Source organism: Stenotrophomonas sp. LMG 10879, from assembly GCF_002750935.1.
GTDB lineage: Bacteria > Pseudomonadota > Gammaproteobacteria > Xanthomonadales > Xanthomonadaceae > Stenotrophomonas > Stenotrophomonas lactitubi_B.
Genome location: NZ_PEJT01000018.1, coordinates 63,543 through 80,825, shown reverse-complemented (window position 1 = coordinate 80,825; position 17,283 = coordinate 63,543). Strand labels below are relative to the sequence as shown.

Here is a 17,283-nt window from a genome sequence, read left to right as displayed (position 1 = left end):
ACAATTTGTGAACTGGTACAACCACCGTCGGCTGCACAGTGCCAACGGCCTTGTGCCACCTGCGCTCCGTGAAGTGCAGGTGGCCTGAACTCCCTTTGGGAGTGTCCAGAAGTACTTGACCACCACATACTTTGCCCAGACCCCTACCCGCCCCGACGAGGCTCGGCTTGCGGCACCAGGCGCGCAGATCGCTGCTTTCCTGAGGCCACCGAAGATCTCCCCACGCAGGGCGGAGGCCCTTGCGTGCGAAGTAAAGGGGGAGGTGACGGCCACAGGCCGGCGCCGGAGGACATTCGCACGCAAGGGCCTCCGCCCTGCGCCGCGCAGAATGAGTTCGTCGCGCAAGGAGTACTCAGCGCCCGCGATTCCCGTGCCAATGCTGGTACCACGCCTGGAACATCAACACGTTCCACAGGTGCGTATGCCATTTGCGCTCGCCGCGCAGGAACGCCTCCCAGATCGCGCGCACGCGCACCGCATCGAAGCAGCCCTGGTTGCGCAGCAGTTGCGGGTCGAGCAGCGCTTCCGCCCAGTCGCGCAGCGGACCGGCCAGCCAGCGCGCCATCGGCGGGCCGAAACCGCGCTTGGGACGATAGACCAGCGGCGCGGGCAGGTAGCGCGACAGCAGATGCTTGAGGATCCGCTTGTGCTCACCGTCGTGGTATTTCAGGTGCTGCGGCAGGCGCCAGGCCAGGCGCACCACCTCCATGTCCAGCAACGGCGAGCGCGTTTCCACGCCGGCCGCCATGCCGGCGCGGTCGACCTTGGCAAGGATGCCTTCGGCCAGATCCATGCGGAAATCCAGCAGCTGGATGCGTGCTTCTGCCGGCAGTGCGGTGTCCTGCTGCTGGAAGATCGTCGCCGGCTCGCGTGCGCCCAATACCACCTGGGTCGGCTGCCGCCAGCGGGTGACGCGCTGCAGGTAATGCCCCTCCACATCGTTGGCGGCCACCTCGGCCACCAGTGCCCGCCATCCGCCAAGCCGACCCCGCTCGACGTTCAAGCGGCTGCTGCCACGTCGCGCGAGGTCGCGCACCCAGTCCGGCAGGCCACCGCACAGGCGCGCATTGCGCAACGCGCGGCCATAACTGGGATGGCCGAAGAACAGTTCATCGCCGCCGTCGCCGGTCAACGCCACCGGCTTGCGCGCGCCGAGCAGCTCGCTGGCCAGCAGGGTGGGCAGCTGCGAGGCATCGGCGAACGGTTCGCACCAGACCTGCGGCAAGCGTTGCAGCAGATCCAGGCCCTGCCGGCTGTCCATCCTGTGCAGGTGGTGATGCACGCCCAGGTGGCGGGCGACCTGCGAGGCCCAGTCGCTCTCGTCGTGACCGGGGTCGTCGAAACCCACCGTCCATGCTTCGATCGGCAGCGCCGATTGCGCCTGCATCATCGCCACCACCAGCGACGAATCGGTGCCACCGGACAGGAACGCACCGCAGGCCACGGGCGAATGCATGCGCGCGGCGATCGCCTGCTGCAGCACCACCTCCAACTGGTCGGTGGCCTGCTCCAGGCTGGGCGCCGGCTGCAACGGCTCCTGCAGCGCGGATTGCATCGCATCGCGCGCGCACCAGTAGCGATGGCCTCCCTGCGTCGCCTGCGTTGATCCGCCGGCGGCATGGTCGTTGAGGTCCACGCGCAGCATCGCCCCGGCCACCAGCTTGTGGATGCCCCGATAGATGGTGTGCGGCGCGGGCACATAGTCATGGCGCAGCAGCAGGCTCAGTGCATCCTGGTCGATGCTGGGAGCGAATCCGGCAAAGGCCTGCAGCGCCTTCAGCTCCGAAGCGAACAGGAACTGGCCCTGGTACCACCCGTAATACAACGGCCGTTCGCCGACCGGGTCGCGCGCCAGCCAGAGTTCATGCGCCTGGCGGTCCCAGACACTGAACGCAAACGCCCCTTCGATGCGCGTCAGCGCACGCTGCACGCCCCACTCGACGATGGCCTGCAGCAGCAGGCGTGCATCGGTGCAGCTGCGTGGCAGATCGCGCAGCTGCGACTGCAGCGCCGCCCTGTTGTAGATGCGGCCATCCAGGCACAGCACGTAGCGCCCACAGCTGGAACTGAGCGGCTGCAACGGCATGTCGGTCGGCGCACGGCAATGACCGAGGGCCAGTCCTGCGTCGGCATCGGTCCAGTAACCGATGCGACCGCGGCCGCGCTGCTGCAGCGCCCGCAGCATCGGCGCCAGCTGCTGCAGCAGCTGCTCGTCGTCGGCCGGCGGCAGCCAGGCCCCGACCACGCCGCTCATCGCTGGCCTCCATGGCAATGGCAATCAAGGGAAAGCACGGGGCAGGAGGCGGACGGCATGAGGGCGGCACGCGGAGGGGGAGAGCTGCCATGCTCGGCCCCGCCGAGCGCCACGTCAGTCGTAGCGCTGTCAGCGACCGTCACCGCAGGCGCGCCTTGCGTAACGTTTTGTAACAACGCGATTGCTACGCTGCAGCCAAGTCATTGCCCGGCCTGACGCCCGGCCCGTGCGCCAGCAACCCCGGCTGAATGGCGCCCGCCCCCAGGACCCGGGCGGCCCGACAGCTGGGATAGCATCGCCGCGCTCGTGCCACGGCGGTACGGAAGCGCCCCGGAGGCCTTGTAAATGCTGGATATCGTACTGGTTGAAGACGACGCTCGGCTGGGCACGATGGTCAGCGACTACCTGCAGCGGCACGGTTACCAGGTCGCCCATGAGCGCTGCGGCCAGCGCGCGATCGCCCGGATCCTCAGCGAAAAGCCGGCGCTGGTCCTGCTCGATATCGGCCTTCCGGGCCAGGATGGTTTCGAAGTGTGTCGGCAGATCCGGCCCCACTATGACGGGATCATCTGCGTGCTGAGCGCCCGTACCGACAACATCGACCAGGTGCTGGGACTGGAACTGGGCGCCGACGACTACATCGGCAAGCCGATCGAGCCGCGGGTGCTGCTGGCCCGCCTGCGCGCCCACCTGCGCCGTCATCGCCGGGTCGAGCCACGCGATGAAGCGCTGCGTTTCGGTGAACTGAGCATCGACCCGTCCACCCGCAACGTGCATCTGCAGGGCCGCCTGCTGGAACTGACCACCGCCGAATTCGACCTGCTGTTCCTGCTGGCCGGCAACGCGGGCCAGATCCTCGACCGCGATGCGCTGCTGCGCGGCCTGCGCGGCATCGCCTTCGATGGCCTGGACCGCTCGATCGATGCGCGCATCTCGCGGCTGCGGCGCAAGCTGGGCGACAACCCGGAACAGCCCGAGCGGATCAAGACCGTGCGCGGCCGTGGCTACCTGTTCAGCCGATCGGCATGGGGATGAAGCATCCATCGTCGGCCATGCGTGGCCACGCCTTCCACTTCCTGCGCTACGGCATCGGCTTCCTGGTCGCCCATCTGCTGCTGATCGTGGTCGGATTGTGGGCCTGGGATACGCTGCTGGAAGACCGCACCGAGGCCAGCCTGCAGGCGGAAATGCGCGGCCCACATGCGATGCTGCAACATCGCTTCGCCGAAACGCCACCGGCGCAGTGGCCAGCCCTGGCACAACAGCTGGACAGCGATTTCGCCTATCCGCTGCAGCTGATGCCGCTGACCGAGGCGGCCGCGATACTGCCGGCGAAACAGCGCAAGGGCTTGCTCAACGGACACGTGCAGATCGAGCTGGACAGCATGCGCAGCCTGCAGCGCGTCGGCAACAGCAGCAGTGCGCTGATCCTGGGACCATTGGACCAGGCCCTGCCCGAGGAAGGCTGGCAGGACAGCGAGGCCTCCGGCGTGGCCATCATCCTGCTGATCCTGATGGTGGCGGTGGCGTTGCCGATGTACGTGATGGTCTACCGGCTGTGGCGCGATGTCTCGCAGCTGGCGCAGACCGCGCGACGGATGCGCGATGGCCAGCTCGACAGCCGTGCGCCGCGTGCCGGTACCGCGCTGGTGCGGCCGTTGGCCAAGGCGTTCAACCACATGGCCGAACAGCTGCAGTTGCTGCTGGAAAGCCAGCGCGTGCTGGCCCAGGCGGTGGCGCACGAAGTACGTACACCGCTGGCGCGGATGCGTTTCGGTCTGGCCGATCTGGAAGACACCGGATTGGACGACGCCCAGCGCGATGCGCTGTCCGGGCTGCGCATCGATGTGGACCGGCTGCAGCACCTGACCGACGCCGGCGTTGAATATGCGGCACTCGGGCGCTGCCATCAGCTCACCCGCCAGCGCCTGCAGCTGGCCGCGCTGGTACGCGGCGTGGTCGACCAGTTCGCACCACTGACGATCCCGGTGCAGCTGGACCTGTCGCCGGCAGGGCTGGTCAACGTCAACCGGCACATGCTGGAACTGGCGCTGCGCAACCTGCTGGGCAACGCGCTGCGCTATGCGCGCCGGCAGATCCGCATTGTCAGCACGCTCAACGAGGGATGGCTGTGCCTGCAGGTGGAGGACGACGGCCCCGGCATCGCCGTCGAACTGCGCAGCCAGGTATTGCAGCCTTACGTGCGGCTGGACCAGGCCAGCCCGGGTTTCGGGCTGGGGCTGGCGCTGGTGCAGGTGGTGGCGGACAAGCATCGCGGCCACGTGGAAGTGGCCGATTCGGCGCTCGGTGGTGCCTGCATCCGGCTGCTGCTGCCGATGGAAAGCGGCGTGGCGCCACCAGCAGAAGACGTCTAGTTCGTCTCCGCGTCCGCGCGCGGCAAGGCGAACACGAACAGCGCACCCTGCTCGCTTTCGCGCAGCTCGATGCGGCGGCCATGCAACTGCACGATGCGCTGCACGATCAGCAGGCCGAGCCCGCCGTTTTCGCCACGCCGTGCCCCCAGTGCCGCCGGCGCCTGGAACAGTTGCCCACGCAGCGCTGGCGGCACTCCGGGGCCATCGTCCTGTACTGCCACCTGCACACTGTCGGGCAGCGCCGACAGCTGCACCTGCACGCGGCCACCGTCCGGTGCATGCCGCAGCGCGTTGTCGAGCAGGTTGGTCAGCACGCGCTCCACCAGACCGAGATCGGCGCGTACCAGCGGCAGGCCCGGCGGGAAGTCAGCATGCAGGCGCTGCCCACGCGCCTGCGCGGCCAGTTCGAATTTCTGCAGTACGTCCTGCAGCAGTTCCGGCAGCGCGAAGACTTCCCACTCCAGCCGCACTTCACCGTGCTCCAGCCGCGCCAGTTCGAACAGCGCGCGGGCAAGACGGCCGACCTTGGCGCTCTGCGCCAGTGCGATACCGAGATAGCGACGACGCTCCTGCGGCGACAGCGTGGCTTCCTTCAGCGCCAGCGTTTCCAGGTAACCGTGCAGCGAGGACAACGGCGTGCGCAGGTCGTGCGAGATGTTGGCCACCAGTTCGCGGCGCTGCAGGTCCTGCTGGCGCAGCTGCTGCCACTGCTCGCCCAGCCGCTGTGCCATCTGTGCATGGGCATGTTCGAGGATCTTCAGCTCATCGCGCTCACCCACGCGCAGCGGTACCGGCGCGGGCAGCGGCGTTGGTGCATCGATATCGAAGGCCTGTATGCGCCGGGTGACCTGGCGCAGCGGCCGGGTCACCCAGTAGAAGGCCACCAGGCCGGCAAGCAGGCCCAGCCCGCCGATCAACAGCACCGACCACAGCGTGGTGCGCCATTGGCTGCCGGCGGCCAGGTCATCGGCCAGCATCTGCCGGTGTTCGCCCACCAGCACCACATACACGTAGCCGGCCTGGCGCCCCTGCACCACCAGCGGCGCGACACTGAACACCTTGCGGCCATCCGTGCTGCGCGGATCGTCACCGAGGATCGGCAGCGGCGCACCGGACAGCAGCCGCCGCAGCGGTGCCACGTCCACCTGGCTGCGCATCAGGTGGCCGCTGGGTGCATCGTGGCCGAGGATGCGGCCCTGGTCGTCCAGCAGGTACACCTCGACGCTGGGGTTGACCGCCATCAGCTGGCCGAACAAGGCGCGCACCGCCGCATCGCGCATGCCGCTGGTGTCCATCAGCTCGCTGCGCTGGGCGATGTGCTCGGCCAACCCCAGCGACAGGCGCTGCACCACTTCCTGCTCATGGCGGGTATTGGTGCGCATCTGCCAGGCCAGCAGCGCCATGCAGCACGTCAGCATCAGCGCCGACATCACCAGCGCCAGTTTCTGCCACAGGTTCGGCTTGATCATGCTGCCGCCCCGGCCGGGTCGACCAGCTTGTAGCCGCGCCCCCACACCGTCAGCAGACGCCGTGGGTTGCCCGGGTCGGTCTCGATCTTGCTGCGCAGGCGGTTGATGTGGGTGTTGACCGTGTGCTCGTAACCATCGTGCTGATAGCCCCAGACCTGGTTGAGCAGTTCCATCCGCGCAAAGACCTGGTCCGGGTGGCGGGCGAAGAACAGCAGCAGTTCGAACTCACGCGGGGTGAGCTCCAGCGCGTTGCCATCGACGGCGGCGGTGCGCGCGACCGGGTCCAGGCGCAGCCCACCGAGCTCGATCGCCCCTGCATCGATGCGCGCGTTCTGTGCCATGGCTTCGGCGCGGCGCAGCAGTGCACGCACGCGCGCCACCAGTTCCGGCATCGAGAAGGGCTTGGCCAGGTAGTCGTCCGCGCCCAGTTCCAGGCCGACGATGCGCTGGGTCTCGCTGCCGCGCGCACTGATGATGATGATCGGCACATAGCGCGCCATCGCGCGTGCACGCTGGCAGACCTGCAGGCCGTCCACGCCCGGCAGCATCACGTCCAGCACCAGCGCATCCCACGGACCTTCCTGTTCGATCAGGCGCAGGCCGGCATCACCGCTGGCGGCATGCGCGACGTCATAGCCCTCATCACCCAGGTGCATGCGCAGCAGGTCGGCGATATGGGCATCATCTTCAACGATCAGGACACGTTTGGCGGACATCGGCAGGGTCGGGCCAGTGGGGAGGCTGCCCGCATTGTGGCGCGGGAGCGGCGTGGATACCTCACGAAAAATTGAATCCTGCGTGAGGATTCGTTGACCGGAGGGGGCGCAGCATGGCCCCGTCGCCCCTTCCAGGAGTCCGCCATGTCCCTCACCCGCCGCCATCTGCTGGGCCTGGGCGGTGCTGTCACCGCCGCCGGCCTGCTGGGCCTGGGCGCATGCAGCCGCGCTGCCCCCGCCGCTGCCGAGGCACGGCCTTCGCGACAGTTCGAGGTGGCCCGCAGCGATGCCGAGTGGCGCCGGCTGCTGAGCCCGGCGCAGTACGCCGTGCTGCGCCAGCAGGCCACCGAGCGCCCCTGGAGCAGCCCGCTGAACAAGGAACACAGGCAGGGGACGTTCGCCTGCGCCGGCTGCGCGCTGCCGCTGTTCTCGTCGTCCACCAAGTTCGAGAGCCACACCGGCTGGCCCAGCTTCTGGGCGCCGCTGCACAACGCCATCGGCGAAGACCGTGACACCACCTTCGGCATGTTGCGGGTGGAAGCACATTGCCGTCGTTGTGGCGGCCACCTCGGCCATGTGTTCAACGACGGCCCGCGTCCGACCGGACTGCGCTACTGCATGAACGGCGCGGCGATGACGTTCATTCCCGGGGCTGCACAACAGGACGCCGCTGGCGGCTGGCGCGTGCCACTCGGTTCTTCCCCCACTTCGGGAGCATGATGATGCTGCTGTTGCTGCTTGCCTATCTCGGGGGCGTGCTGACCCTGCTCAGCCCGTGCATCCTGCCGGTGCTGCCGTTCGTGTTCGCACGCGCCGATCGTCCTTTCCTGCGCAGCACCCTGCCGCTGCTGCTGGGCATGGCGCTGACCTTCACCGTGGTTGCCAGCCTGGCCGCGGTCGGCAGCCAGTGGGTGGCGCAGGCCAACCAGATCGGCCGCTGGGTGGCACTGGTGCTGATGGCTGTGTTCGCCGTCGCGCTGCTGTGGCCGACCCTGGCCGACCATCTGCTGGCGCCGTTCCAGCGCATCGGCGCGCGGCTGAGCGCGCGTGCCGACGCCGCGGATGCGGCCGGCCGTGGCGGCGCCTGGACCTCGCTGCTGATCGGCATCGCCACCGGCCTGCTGTGGGCACCCTGCGCCGGCCCGATTCTTGGCCTGGTGCTGACCGGCGCCGCCCTGAACGGCGCCAGCGTCGGCACCAGTTCGCTGCTGCTGGCCTACGCGCTGGGCGCAGTCACCGCACTGGCGCTGGCAGTGTGGGTGGGTGGCCGCGTGTTCCGTGCCCTGCAGGCCCGGCTCGGGCTGGGCAATGTGGTGCGCCGGGTGCTGGGTGTGGCCGCGCTGCTGGCAGTAGTGGCGATCGGCCTGGGCTGGGACACCGGCCTGCTGACCCGCCTGTCCGCGGTCAGCACCGCGCGCATCGAGCAGGGCCTGCTGGACGCCGTGCCCGACGCGCAACCGGCAGCACCGCCGATGATGATGATGGCGGCCGGGCAGGCAGGCGCGCCGCTGCCGGTGGAAGGCACACTGCCTTCGCTGAGCGGCGCCACCGGCTGGCTCAACAGCCCACCGCTGAGTGCGGAGCAGCTGCGCGGCAAGGTGGTGCTGATCGATTTCTGGACCTACTCCTGCATCAACTGCCTGCGCGCGATGCCGTTCGTGCACGAGTGGGCGCAGCGCTACCGCGACCATGGCCTGGTGGTGGTCGGCGTGCATACGCCGGAGTTCGCCTTCGAGCGCGACCCGCGCAACGTGATGAAGGCCGTGCAGCAGCTGAAGGTCGAATACCCGGTCGCGCTCGACAACCAATATGCGATCTGGCGCGCGTTCAACAACCGCTACTGGCCGGCGCACTACTTCATCGACGCGCAGGGCAACATCCGCGGCCATCAGTTCGGCGAGGGCAACTACGCGCATTCCGAACAGGTGATCCGCCGTCTGCTGGTGGAAGCCGGGCAGACCGACCTGCCACCGCCTGCGGACCCCGCTGCGGCCGACCTGCAGGGCGTAGCCACGCAGGCCGACATGGGCAACCTGCGCTCGCCGGAAACCTACCTGGGCCACGCACGTGCCGAGCAGTTCGCCTCGCCGGGCGGGCAGCACGCCGACACAGCATTCGGCTACACGCTGCCGTCCACCCTGGCGCTGAACCAATGGGGCCTGTCCGGACAGTGGCGGGTCAACGATGAAGCGGCGCAGCTGCAGCAGGCCGGAGGCCGCATCGCCTTCCAGTTCCATGCCCGCGACCTGCATCTGGTGCTGGCACCGGGCGAGGACGGGAAGCCGGTGCGCTTCCGCGTGCTGCTTGATGGCAAGCCACTGCCAGCGGCCGATGCCGGCGCCGACGTGGCGGCCGATGGCACCGGCACCGTCAACGAACACCGTCTGTACCAGCTGATCCGCCAGCAAGGCACGATCGGTCCGCATCGTTTCGAGATCGAATTCCTCGACGCAGGCGTGCAGGCCTACGCCTTCACCTTCGGTTGAACCGGGAGCACACGATGAAACTCTCCTTCGAACAGGGCATTGCCGCCGGCGTCGCCGGCCTGGTCGCCACCGCGCTGGTCGCGGGCGTGCTGCTGGTGGACCGCGGTGCGGTGGCCGCAGCGGCCGAGCCCACGGCACAGGTGCAGGCGTTGCCTGCGCCCAGCGGCGACGCGGCGTTCCGCGATGACGCCAGCCATGCCAGCGTGGTCTTCGCCGGCGGGTGCTTCTGGGGCGTGCAGGGCGTGTTCCAGCACGTCAAAGGGGTGAGCAACGCGGTGTCTGGTTACATCGGGGGCAGTGCCGCCGATGCCCGCTATGAACGCGTCAGCAGTGGCCGCACCGGCCACGCCGAAGCGGTGAAGGTGGACTACGACCCGCGCCAGGTCAGCTATGGGCAGCTGATGCAGGTGTTCTTCTCGGTGGTGCACGACCCGACCCAGCTCAACCGCCAGGGGCCCGATCATGGCAGCCAGTACCGCTCGGCGATCTTCGTCGATGACACGCGCCAGCAGGCAGCAAGCCGCGCCTACATCGGACAGCTCGGCCAGGCCGGCAGCTACCGCGCGCCGATCGTTACCCAGGTGGGCAGTGGCCAGCGCTTCTACCCGGCCGAGAGCTATCACCAGAACTATATGAGCAACTACCCGCAGGCCGCATACATCCGCTACTACGACGCGCCCAAGCTGGCCGCGCTCGGCAAACAGTTCCCGGCGTTGTACCGCCGCGATCCGGCGCTGGTACCGATGCGGTAACACCCCTCTTCTGTAGAGCCGAGCCCATGCTCGGCTGCTCTTCCGCCAACAGCAGCCGAGCATGGGCTCGGCTCTACACACAACAAAAAAAGACGCACGGCCACAGGGCCGTGCGCTTGGGAAGTATCGACCCGGCCCCGATCAGGCCCGGCCGACAACGACATGCTAGGCTCGTCGGCATCACGGGTACAGAACCAGATGCGGGCTGAGTCGATGGATACAGAAGACACCACCACGATGATCCCACCCCGCTACCAGCGGCTGTCGGACGAGCTGGCTGAAGCCATCCACGGCGGGCGCCTGCCGGTCGGCAGCCGGTTGCCCTCGCTGCGGCAGATGGCTTCGCAGCGCCAGCTCAGCCTGAACACCGTGATTGCGGCCTATCGCCAGCTGGAAGACGCCGGGCTGGTCATCCCGCGGCCGAAGGCCGGCTTCGAAGTCGCGCCGCGACTGTCGGCGCCGCAGCGATCGCTGCGCGATGCGCCGTCAGCACCGACCGCGCCGCTGCAGCAGGTGCTGATGGCCCGCGTGCTGGAAGCACAGCGTCGCCCCGGCGTGGTCGACCTGGCCTTTGCCGGCCCGCGCGGACGACAGTTCTACCCGGGTGCGCAGCTGGCCCGGCACACCGCGCAGGTACTGCGCCATGGCCAGCAGACCGTGGAAACCTACGCCCGCCCCAACGGTTCGCAGCGCCTGCTGGCGCAGATCGTGCGGCGTGGCCCACGGCTGGGCCTGCATACCCATGCCGAGCGCCTGCTGCTGACCCATGGCGCGATGGAGGCACTGCAGCTGGCCCTGCGCGCGGTCACCCAGGCCGGTGATGCCGTCGGCATCGAGGCGCCCTCGTACTTCAACCTGTACCCCTTGCTGACCACCCTCGGCCTGCAGCCGATCGAACTGCCCACCCATCCGCAGCGCGGTCTGGACGTGGATGCGCTGGACGCACTGCTGGAGCACACACCGCTGGCGGCGCTGGTGGTGATGCCGACCGTACACAACCCTCTGGGCTGCACGATGCCGATCGCCGACAAGCAACGCCTTGCCGAGCTGGTCAACGCGCGCCAGCTGCCGCTGATCGAAGACGCGGTGTATGCCGAACTGCAGTTCTGCGAGCCGCCGGCCCCCTTGCTGAAGGCGTTCGACCGCGATGGCTGGGTGATGGTGGTCGGTGGCTTTTCAAAGACGCTGGCGCCGGACTACCGGATCGGCTGGCTCGATGGAGGACGCTTCGCCGAACGCATCGCGCTGCTCAAATTCCAGTCCACCGGCGGCGAACCGCAGCTGCTCGGTGATGCGGTGGCCGCCTACCTGGAAGCAGGCAGTTACGAGCACCACCTGCATCGCATGCGCCGCCTGTACCGCGAACAGGTCGGTCGCCTGCGGCAACTGGTGGCCGAACATTTCCCTGCCGGCACCCGCGCGACCGAGCCGCAGGGCGGCTTCCTGCTGTGGCTGGAACTGCCGGGCGTGGACACCCGTGAACTGTTCGAGCGCGCACTGGCAGAGGACATCGTGTTCATGCCGGGCCAGGTGTATTCGCGTGGCGCGCGGTACCGGCACTGCCTGCGGCTGTCGTGCTGCCAGACCCTGGACGCGCGCTTCATCGGTGCGGTGGAACGGTTGGGTGCGATCGCGCGGGAGCTGGTAGCACGTTGATGGATCGGTAGCGCCGGGCCATGCCCGGCGGCTTCTTTCCCTGCCGCGCTGCGCGCTCGCCGGGCATGGCCCGGCGCTACCCTCACGCGTCGTGCAGGTGTGTGCTCAATGCTTCGCCACCGGCTTCCGGCAGATGCGGCAGCCGTCCCCAGCAGGGCATCGGCAGGCGCTGCTGCAGGGTCGCGAAATTCTCATCCTGGCGTTGCATCGACGGATCGATGTGGTTGCCGATCCAGCCCACGCAGTCCACGCCGCTGGCCTGCAGCGATTGCGCGGTCAACCGCGCGTGGTTGACGCAGCCCAGGCGCATGCCGACCACCAGCACCACCGGCAGCCGCAGCGCTCGCACCAGATCACGCTGGTCCAGCTGCGCCGACAGCGGCGCCAGCCAGCCGCCCACGCCTTCGACCACCACCACGTCGGCCTGTGCGCGCAGGCGTTCGAAGGCCGCCACGATCGGGGCCAGTTCGATGTGCACGCCATCTTCTGCCGCCGCCAGCTCCGGCGCCAACGGCTGGCGCAATGCGTAGGGGTTCAGATCGGCGTAGTCCGGCACCGGCAGGCTGGCGGCCTGCAGTGCCAGCGCGTCGTCGTTGCGCAGCCCCTGCCCCGGATCGTGGCTGCCGCTGGCCACCGGCTTCATGCCCACCGCGCGCAGGCCGCGCCGGCGCAGCGCGTGCAGCAGCGCGGTACTGGCGGCGGTCTTGCCGATCTCGGTATCGGTGCCGGTGACGAACAGGGCAGGCGGCAGCGTGGCGGGCAACGGCATCGATGGGCTCCAACGGGGAAACAGTGTGTGCATTATCGCCGGCCCGGCACGCTTGCTAGACTGCGGCCATGTTCGCCAACGCCTCGCTCACCGGCAGCAAGCCGGAACAATACGCCCAGCTGCTGGAACAGGCCCGTGGCCTGGTCTACGGCGAGTCCGACCGCATCGCCAATGCGGCCAACCTCGCTGCACTGGTCTACCACGCCCTGCCCGACCTGAACTGGGTCGGCTTCTACCTGTATGACGGCAAGGAACTGGTGGTCGGTCCGTTCCAGGGCCTGCCGGCCTGCGTGCGCATTCCGCTGGACAAGGGCGTGTGCGGTGCGGCCGCCAGCCAGCGCGTGACCCAGCGCATCGAAGACGTGGAGGCCTTTCCCGGCCATATCGCCTGCGATGCCGCATCGCGCTCGGAGCTGGTGGTGCCGCTGCTCCGGGGTGAGGAGCTGATCGGTGTGTTCGATATCGACAGCCCGGTCGTCGGCCGCTTCGATGCTGAGGACCAGGCCGGTCTGGAAGCCATCGCCCAGGTGTTCGTCGGGGCGTTGGCGTGAGCGCGGTCAAGCTGCGCAACATCGGCCCGAAGAGTGCGGCATGGCTGCGCCAGGTGGGCCTGCGCAGCCGCGAGGATCTGGTTGCCATCGGTGCCGTCGGCGCCTTCGTCAAGGTCAAGCGTGCCGGCTTCAAGCCCAGCCTCAACCTGCTGTATTCGCTGGAAGGTGCGCTGCTGGATTGCCACTGGCAGGAACTGAGCGAAGCGCAGCGCACCGCGCTGGTGCAGGACTACGAAGCGCGTATCGCCGTGCATCCGCTGAAGGCGGCAGGTCCGGCATCAGGCCCGGTGCATGAGCAGCGCTTCGACGCCGAGGACGACGGCGAAGAAGGCGCGGCCGAAAGCACCGACGAGGATTGATCGGTAGCGCCGGGCCATGCCCGGCGAGCGCGTAGCGCGGGTGATGTGGAATCCGCCGGGCATGGCCCGGCGCTACCGGATTCGTCAGGGCTGCTGCAGCTCCAGCAGCTCGCCCACCAGACCCGTTTCACCGCGCTCGACCCACACCCGCAGGCGTGTTCCGTGGTCGATGCGCAGCGCCCAGCACAGCGACATCGGCAGGCCACACACCTGCGACAGCACCATGCGCAACGGACCGCCGTGGCTGACCACGACCGTCGGCGCCGGGTCGTCGTCATCCAGCAGTCGATCCAGTGCGCGTGCGATGCGCCGTTCGAAGTGGCCCCAGCTCTCGCCATGCGGTGGCGGAAACGCGTGCGGATCGGCGTGGAAGGCGGCCAACGCGTCTTCCGGCAGGTCGAACAGCGATTGGCCATCCCAGTCGCCGAAATCCAGCTCTTCCCACTCCTCGTCCGTCTCCACGTCCAGCGCGCGCGGTGTGGCCAGTGCCATCGCCGTATGCAGCGAGCGCAGGCGCGGCGAACTGATCACCCGTTCCCACGACTGCCCGGCATAGGCATCGACCAGCTCCTGCGGCAAGCGGGCCAGCTGCGGCGGATCGCTGCGGCCATCAAGGAACTCATCACGACCGTTGCCGGCATGGCGGACCAGGTCGAGGATCATGCGCGTGCCCAGTACGGGCGGCGCGGGAACAGCGGAAAACAGACGGACATCGGCAACGGCACCACGATAATTCGAGCTGCATTCTAGGCGCTGGCGCAGGTCTGCTGCACCGTGCAGGTGCATTCGCGCCTGTCCAGGCGCGCAGGTTCAACGCTACGGGTCGGCCGCGATGCCGTAGACTGCGCGCACTTCCAGGTGACCTGCGGCCCTGCCGGCAGGTTGAAACGGGAAGCCGGTGACGCGTGACAACACGCCATGCCGGCGCTGCCCCCGCAACGGTAAGCACGTCAGTTCCAGGCAACCCGCCACTGTGCCGCAGGCATGGGAAGGCGCCTGGACGGTGGCCTCGGGCCACCCGGCGGCGAGCCCGGAGACCGGCCCGGAAGCCTCAGGTCGCGATGCGGTGGGCATGGCGCTGGATGTCTGTGGCGATGGCCGCGGCATCGGCGCGTGCCTGCCTGTTGTGACTCCTCCCCTTCGCTGCGCGGGCGTGCGCGGCACCTGGAGTCCCCCGATGAAACTGCAGTCCCGAATGCTGTCCCTGGCCGTGCTGGCCGCACTTCCTGCATTGGCCCTGGCCGATGATGGCGCCGCCGACCTCGACCAGGTGCTGGTCACCGCCACCCGCACGCCGATCGCCCTGCAGGACAGCATTGCGCCTGCGCAGGTGATCGACCGCGCGCAGATCGAATCCAGCCAGGCCACCTCGCTGCAGGAACTGCTGCAGGGCCGCGCCGGCATCAACCTGACCAATGCCGGTGGCCTCGGCAAGCAGAGCTCGCTGTTCCTGCGTGGCACCAACTCCTCGCATACCGTGGTGCTGGTCGATGGCGTGCGCATCAACAGCGCCGACCTCGGCCTGGCGATGTACCAGGATCTGACGCTGGCGCAGATCGAGCGCGTGGAAATCGTGCGCGGCCCGCAGTCCAGCCTGTACGGTGCCGACGCCATCGGTGGCGTGATCCAGATCTTCACCCGCCGCAACCAAGGTGATTTTGCTCCGCACTTCCAGCTGGGGGGCGGCAGCAATGGGCTGCGTGAAGCCAGTGGCGGCATCGGTGGTGGCACCGAACGCGGCTGGTTCGGCGCCGACATCGCCTACCAGCATTCGGACGGCATCGATGCCTGCCGCGGTTCGGCCACGCTGTTCACCGGCTGCTTTGCCGATGAACCCGACCGCGATGGCTACCGCAACCTGTCCAAGAGCCTGCGTGGTGGTTACAACCTGAGCGACGAGTGGACCGTGGAAGGCAGCGCCCTGCGTGCCGACGGCAAGAACCACTACGACGGCTACTACAACTACTCCGAGACCCGCCAGCAGGTGCTGGCCGGCAAGGTGCGCTACACCCCGTCCGAGCAGTTGACGCTGACCGCCAACGTCGGCCGCAGCGACAACGAGTCCGACAACTTCGGTGATTTCGGTGCACGCGGCAGCGCACAGACGCACCGTGACAGCGCTTCGCTGCAGGCCGACCTCGGTGTGGCCGAAGGCCAGCTGCTCAGCGCCGGCGTGGACTGGAGCGAGGACAACCTGGATGGCAGCAGCGCCGGTTACCTGGTCGACAACCGCCGCAATACCGGCGTGTTCCTGCAGTACCAGGCGCGCTTCGGCCGTCACCAGCTGCAGGCCAGCGCGCGCAACGACGACAACCAGCAGTTCGGCAACCACGCCACCGGCAGCCTCGGCTGGGCGATGGAGCTGGGCCATGGCCTGCGCGCCAACGCCAGCTACGGCACCGCGTTCAAGGCGCCGACCTTCAGCGACCTGTACGACCCATGGAGCGGCGTGCCGACGCTGGACCCGGAGAAGTCCAAGAGTGCCAACCTCGGCATCTCGCAGCAGGGCCAGGGCTGGCGTTGGGGCCTGGACGTGTACGAGACCCGCATCGATGACCTGATCACCTATGACGCGGCCACCTTCCGCATGCAGCAGGTCGAGAAGGCACGCATCCGCGGTGCGGAACTGACCGGCGGCGCCACCGTGGCCGGCTTCGACATCAACGCGCAGCTCAGCTTCACCGATCCGCGCAACCGCACCCGCGGCAGCGCGCAGTTCGACAACTGGCTGGCACGCCGTGCGCAGCAGACCGCGCGCCTGGACATCGACCGCCGCTTCGGTGATTTCCGCACCGGGCTGACCGTGCAGGGCGCGGGCAAGCGCTACGACGATGCCGCCAACGCGGTGAAGGTCGGCGGCTACGGCACGCTGGATCTGCGCGCCGAATACGCGCTGACCCCGGCATGGTCGGTGCTGGCGCGGGTGGCCAATGTGTTCGACCGCGCGTACGAGACCGTGGCGTGGTTCAACCAGCCCGGCCGCGAGTACCAGCTGAGCGTGCGTTACCAGCCGAAGTGAAAAGGGGCGCCGGGCATTGCCCGGCGCCCCCTGATGCCATCGACGCATGGCGTCGATCTACTTGTAGAGCCGAGCGCAGGCTCGGCTCTACGCCGGGATGCCTGCAGCCAGGCCCGGCAATTCGCGCAGGTCGTCGATCACTGCGACAGCGTGCGCATTGTCCAGGTCCAGGCCGCGCGGATAGCCGTAACGCACCAGAGCGATCGGCATGCCGGCGTCTTCGGCGGCGCGGTAATCGGTAAGCGAGTCGCCCACCATCAGGCACGCATCAACGGGCAGTTCGAAATGCGCGGCGATATGCCGCAACGGCTCGCCGCTGGGCTTGCGCTGCGGCAGCGAATCACCGCCCAGCACCAGCGCGAAGGCCTCGGCGATGCCCAGGTGCTGCAGCAACGGCGGCACCAGGGCGGCCGGCTTGTTGGTGCAGATGGCCAGCGGTACGTTCAACGCGCGCAGTTGCGCCAGCGCTTCGACCACGCCATCGAACAGCTGCGGGCTGCGCAGCAGGCATTCGCGGTAGTGGACCATGAACGTCGGCATCACCGCTGCCAGGTCGATTTCGCACCCGGCAGCCTGCACGGCCTGTTCGACCAGCCGGCGCACGCCGTCGCCGATCCAGCCCAGCACGGTGGCTTCGGGTACGCGTGCCAGACCGATGTCTTGCAGCGTGCGGTTCAGTGCTTCGGCGATATCAGCGGCGCTGTCGACCAGCGTGCCATCGAGGTCGAACACGACCAGCGGATAGGGATACGACAAGGGACGGCTCACTCGTGCAACGTGGGGCCGTCCATTGTACGCCCGCGCTTTCAGCCGATCCGGCGTGCGCGGCTGGCCTGGCGGTCCCAGGCGGCACGGTCGTGGTCGATCAACGCCTGTC

Annotated in this window: 15 protein-coding genes and 1 riboswitch; of the genes, 9 read left to right on the top strand and 6 right to left on the bottom strand. The window is 68.4% G+C overall.

The window, feature by feature from the left end; translation table 11 throughout:
* Positions 1 to 352: 352 nt before the first annotated feature.
* Positions 353 to 2,254 carry an asparagine synthase (glutamine-hydrolyzing) gene (asnB, locus tag CR919_RS20560; protein ID WP_099821603.1) on the bottom strand — a complete coding sequence of 634 codons (1,902 nt, stop codon included), beginning with the start codon at positions 2,252 to 2,254 and terminating at the stop codon, positions 353 to 355.
* 345 nt (positions 2,255 to 2,599) lie between these two features.
* Between asnB and CR919_RS20555 the strand changes: the two genes are divergently transcribed.
* Together CR919_RS20555 and CR919_RS20550 are read left to right on the top strand one after the other, a co-directional pair.
* Positions 2,600 to 3,289, top strand: coding sequence for a winged helix-turn-helix domain-containing protein (locus CR919_RS20555; protein ID WP_099821602.1), 690 nt, complete (start codon positions 2,600 to 2,602; stop codon positions 3,287 to 3,289).
* On the top strand, positions 3,286 to 4,629 hold the full coding sequence (locus CR919_RS20550) for an ATP-binding protein (protein WP_099821601.1): 1,344 nt from the start codon (positions 3,286 to 3,288) through the stop codon (positions 4,627 to 4,629). The genes CR919_RS20555 and CR919_RS20550 overlap by 4 nt, the downstream gene beginning before the upstream one ends.
* Here CR919_RS20550 and CR919_RS20545 read toward each other — a convergent pair.
* Positions 4,626 to 6,098: a HAMP domain-containing sensor histidine kinase gene (locus tag CR919_RS20545; RefSeq protein ID WP_099821600.1), complete on the bottom strand. Its 1,473-nt coding sequence runs from the start codon at positions 6,096 to 6,098 to the stop codon at positions 4,626 to 4,628. The genes CR919_RS20550 and CR919_RS20545 overlap by 4 nt on opposite strands.
* A complete protein-coding gene (locus CR919_RS20540) occupies positions 6,095 to 6,814 on the bottom strand; it encodes a response regulator transcription factor (RefSeq protein WP_099821599.1) in 720 nt (239 codons plus the stop codon). Before CR919_RS20540 ends, CR919_RS20545 begins: the two co-directional genes overlap by 4 nt.
* Before the next feature lie 144 nt (positions 6,815 to 6,958).
* On the opposite strand from CR919_RS20540, the gene msrB reads away from it, so the two are divergent.
* The 4 genes from msrB to CR919_RS20520 all read left to right on the top strand — a co-directional run bounded on the left by msrB (position 6,959) and on the right by CR919_RS20520 (position 11,708).
* The gene (msrB, locus tag CR919_RS20535; RefSeq protein ID WP_099821598.1) at positions 6,959 to 7,534 is read left to right on the top strand and encodes a peptide-methionine (R)-S-oxide reductase MsrB; all 576 of its coding nucleotides are present in this window, start codon (positions 6,959 to 6,961) and stop codon (positions 7,532 to 7,534) included.
* A gap of 2 nt (positions 7,535 to 7,536) precedes the next feature.
* The gene (locus tag CR919_RS20530) at positions 7,537 to 9,300 is read left to right on the top strand and encodes a cytochrome c biogenesis protein DipZ (RefSeq protein ID WP_099821597.1); all 1,764 of its coding nucleotides are present in this window, start codon (positions 7,537 to 7,539) and stop codon (positions 9,298 to 9,300) included.
* A gap of 14 nt (positions 9,301 to 9,314) precedes the next feature.
* Positions 9,315 to 10,052 carry a peptide-methionine (S)-S-oxide reductase MsrA gene (gene msrA, locus CR919_RS20525; RefSeq protein WP_099821596.1) on the top strand — a complete coding sequence of 246 codons (738 nt, stop codon included), beginning with the start codon at positions 9,315 to 9,317 and terminating at the stop codon, positions 10,050 to 10,052.
* Positions 10,053 to 10,265: 213 nt separating this feature from the next.
* Positions 10,266 to 11,708 carry a PLP-dependent aminotransferase family protein gene (locus tag CR919_RS20520; protein WP_099821595.1) on the top strand — a complete coding sequence of 481 codons (1,443 nt, stop codon included), beginning with the start codon at positions 10,266 to 10,268 and terminating at the stop codon, positions 11,706 to 11,708.
* Between the two features lie 82 nt (positions 11,709 to 11,790).
* On the opposite strand, the gene bioD is transcribed toward CR919_RS20520, so the two are convergent.
* Positions 11,791 to 12,477 carry a dethiobiotin synthase gene (gene bioD, locus CR919_RS20515; RefSeq protein WP_099821594.1) on the bottom strand — a complete coding sequence of 229 codons (687 nt, stop codon included), beginning with the start codon at positions 12,475 to 12,477 and terminating at the stop codon, positions 11,791 to 11,793.
* Positions 12,478 to 12,545: 68 nt separating this feature from the next.
* Between bioD and CR919_RS20510 the strand changes: the two genes are divergently transcribed.
* Both CR919_RS20510 and CR919_RS20505 read left to right on the top strand, forming a co-directional pair.
* On the top strand, positions 12,546 to 13,028 hold the full coding sequence (locus tag CR919_RS20510; protein ID WP_099821593.1) for a GAF domain-containing protein: 483 nt from the start codon (positions 12,546 to 12,548) through the stop codon (positions 13,026 to 13,028).
* Positions 13,025 to 13,387 carry a TfoX/Sxy family protein gene (locus CR919_RS20505; RefSeq protein WP_099821592.1) on the top strand — a complete coding sequence of 121 codons (363 nt, stop codon included), beginning with the start codon at positions 13,025 to 13,027 and terminating at the stop codon, positions 13,385 to 13,387. The genes CR919_RS20510 and CR919_RS20505 overlap by 4 nt, the downstream gene beginning before the upstream one ends.
* Before the next feature lie 84 nt (positions 13,388 to 13,471).
* Here CR919_RS20505 and CR919_RS20500 read toward each other — a convergent pair whose 3' ends face one another.
* The gene (locus CR919_RS20500) at positions 13,472 to 14,050 is read right to left on the bottom strand and encodes a histidine phosphatase family protein (RefSeq protein ID WP_099821605.1); all 579 of its coding nucleotides are present in this window, start codon (positions 14,048 to 14,050) and stop codon (positions 13,472 to 13,474) included.
* A gap of 176 nt (positions 14,051 to 14,226) precedes the next feature.
* Positions 14,227 to 14,448: riboswitch (cobalamin riboswitch) on the top strand.
* Between the two features lie 116 nt (positions 14,449 to 14,564).
* Between CR919_RS20500 and btuB the strand changes: the two genes are divergently transcribed.
* On the top strand, positions 14,565 to 16,406 hold the full coding sequence (gene btuB / locus CR919_RS20495; RefSeq protein WP_099821591.1) for a TonB-dependent vitamin B12 receptor: 1,842 nt from the start codon (positions 14,565 to 14,567) through the stop codon (positions 16,404 to 16,406).
* 87 nt (positions 16,407 to 16,493) lie between these two features.
* On the opposite strand, the gene gph is transcribed toward btuB, so the two are convergent.
* Positions 16,494 to 17,162: a phosphoglycolate phosphatase gene (gene gph, locus CR919_RS20490; protein WP_099821590.1), complete on the bottom strand. Its 669-nt coding sequence runs from the start codon at positions 17,160 to 17,162 to the stop codon at positions 16,494 to 16,496.
* Between the last annotated feature and the right edge of the window lie 121 nt (positions 17,163 to 17,283).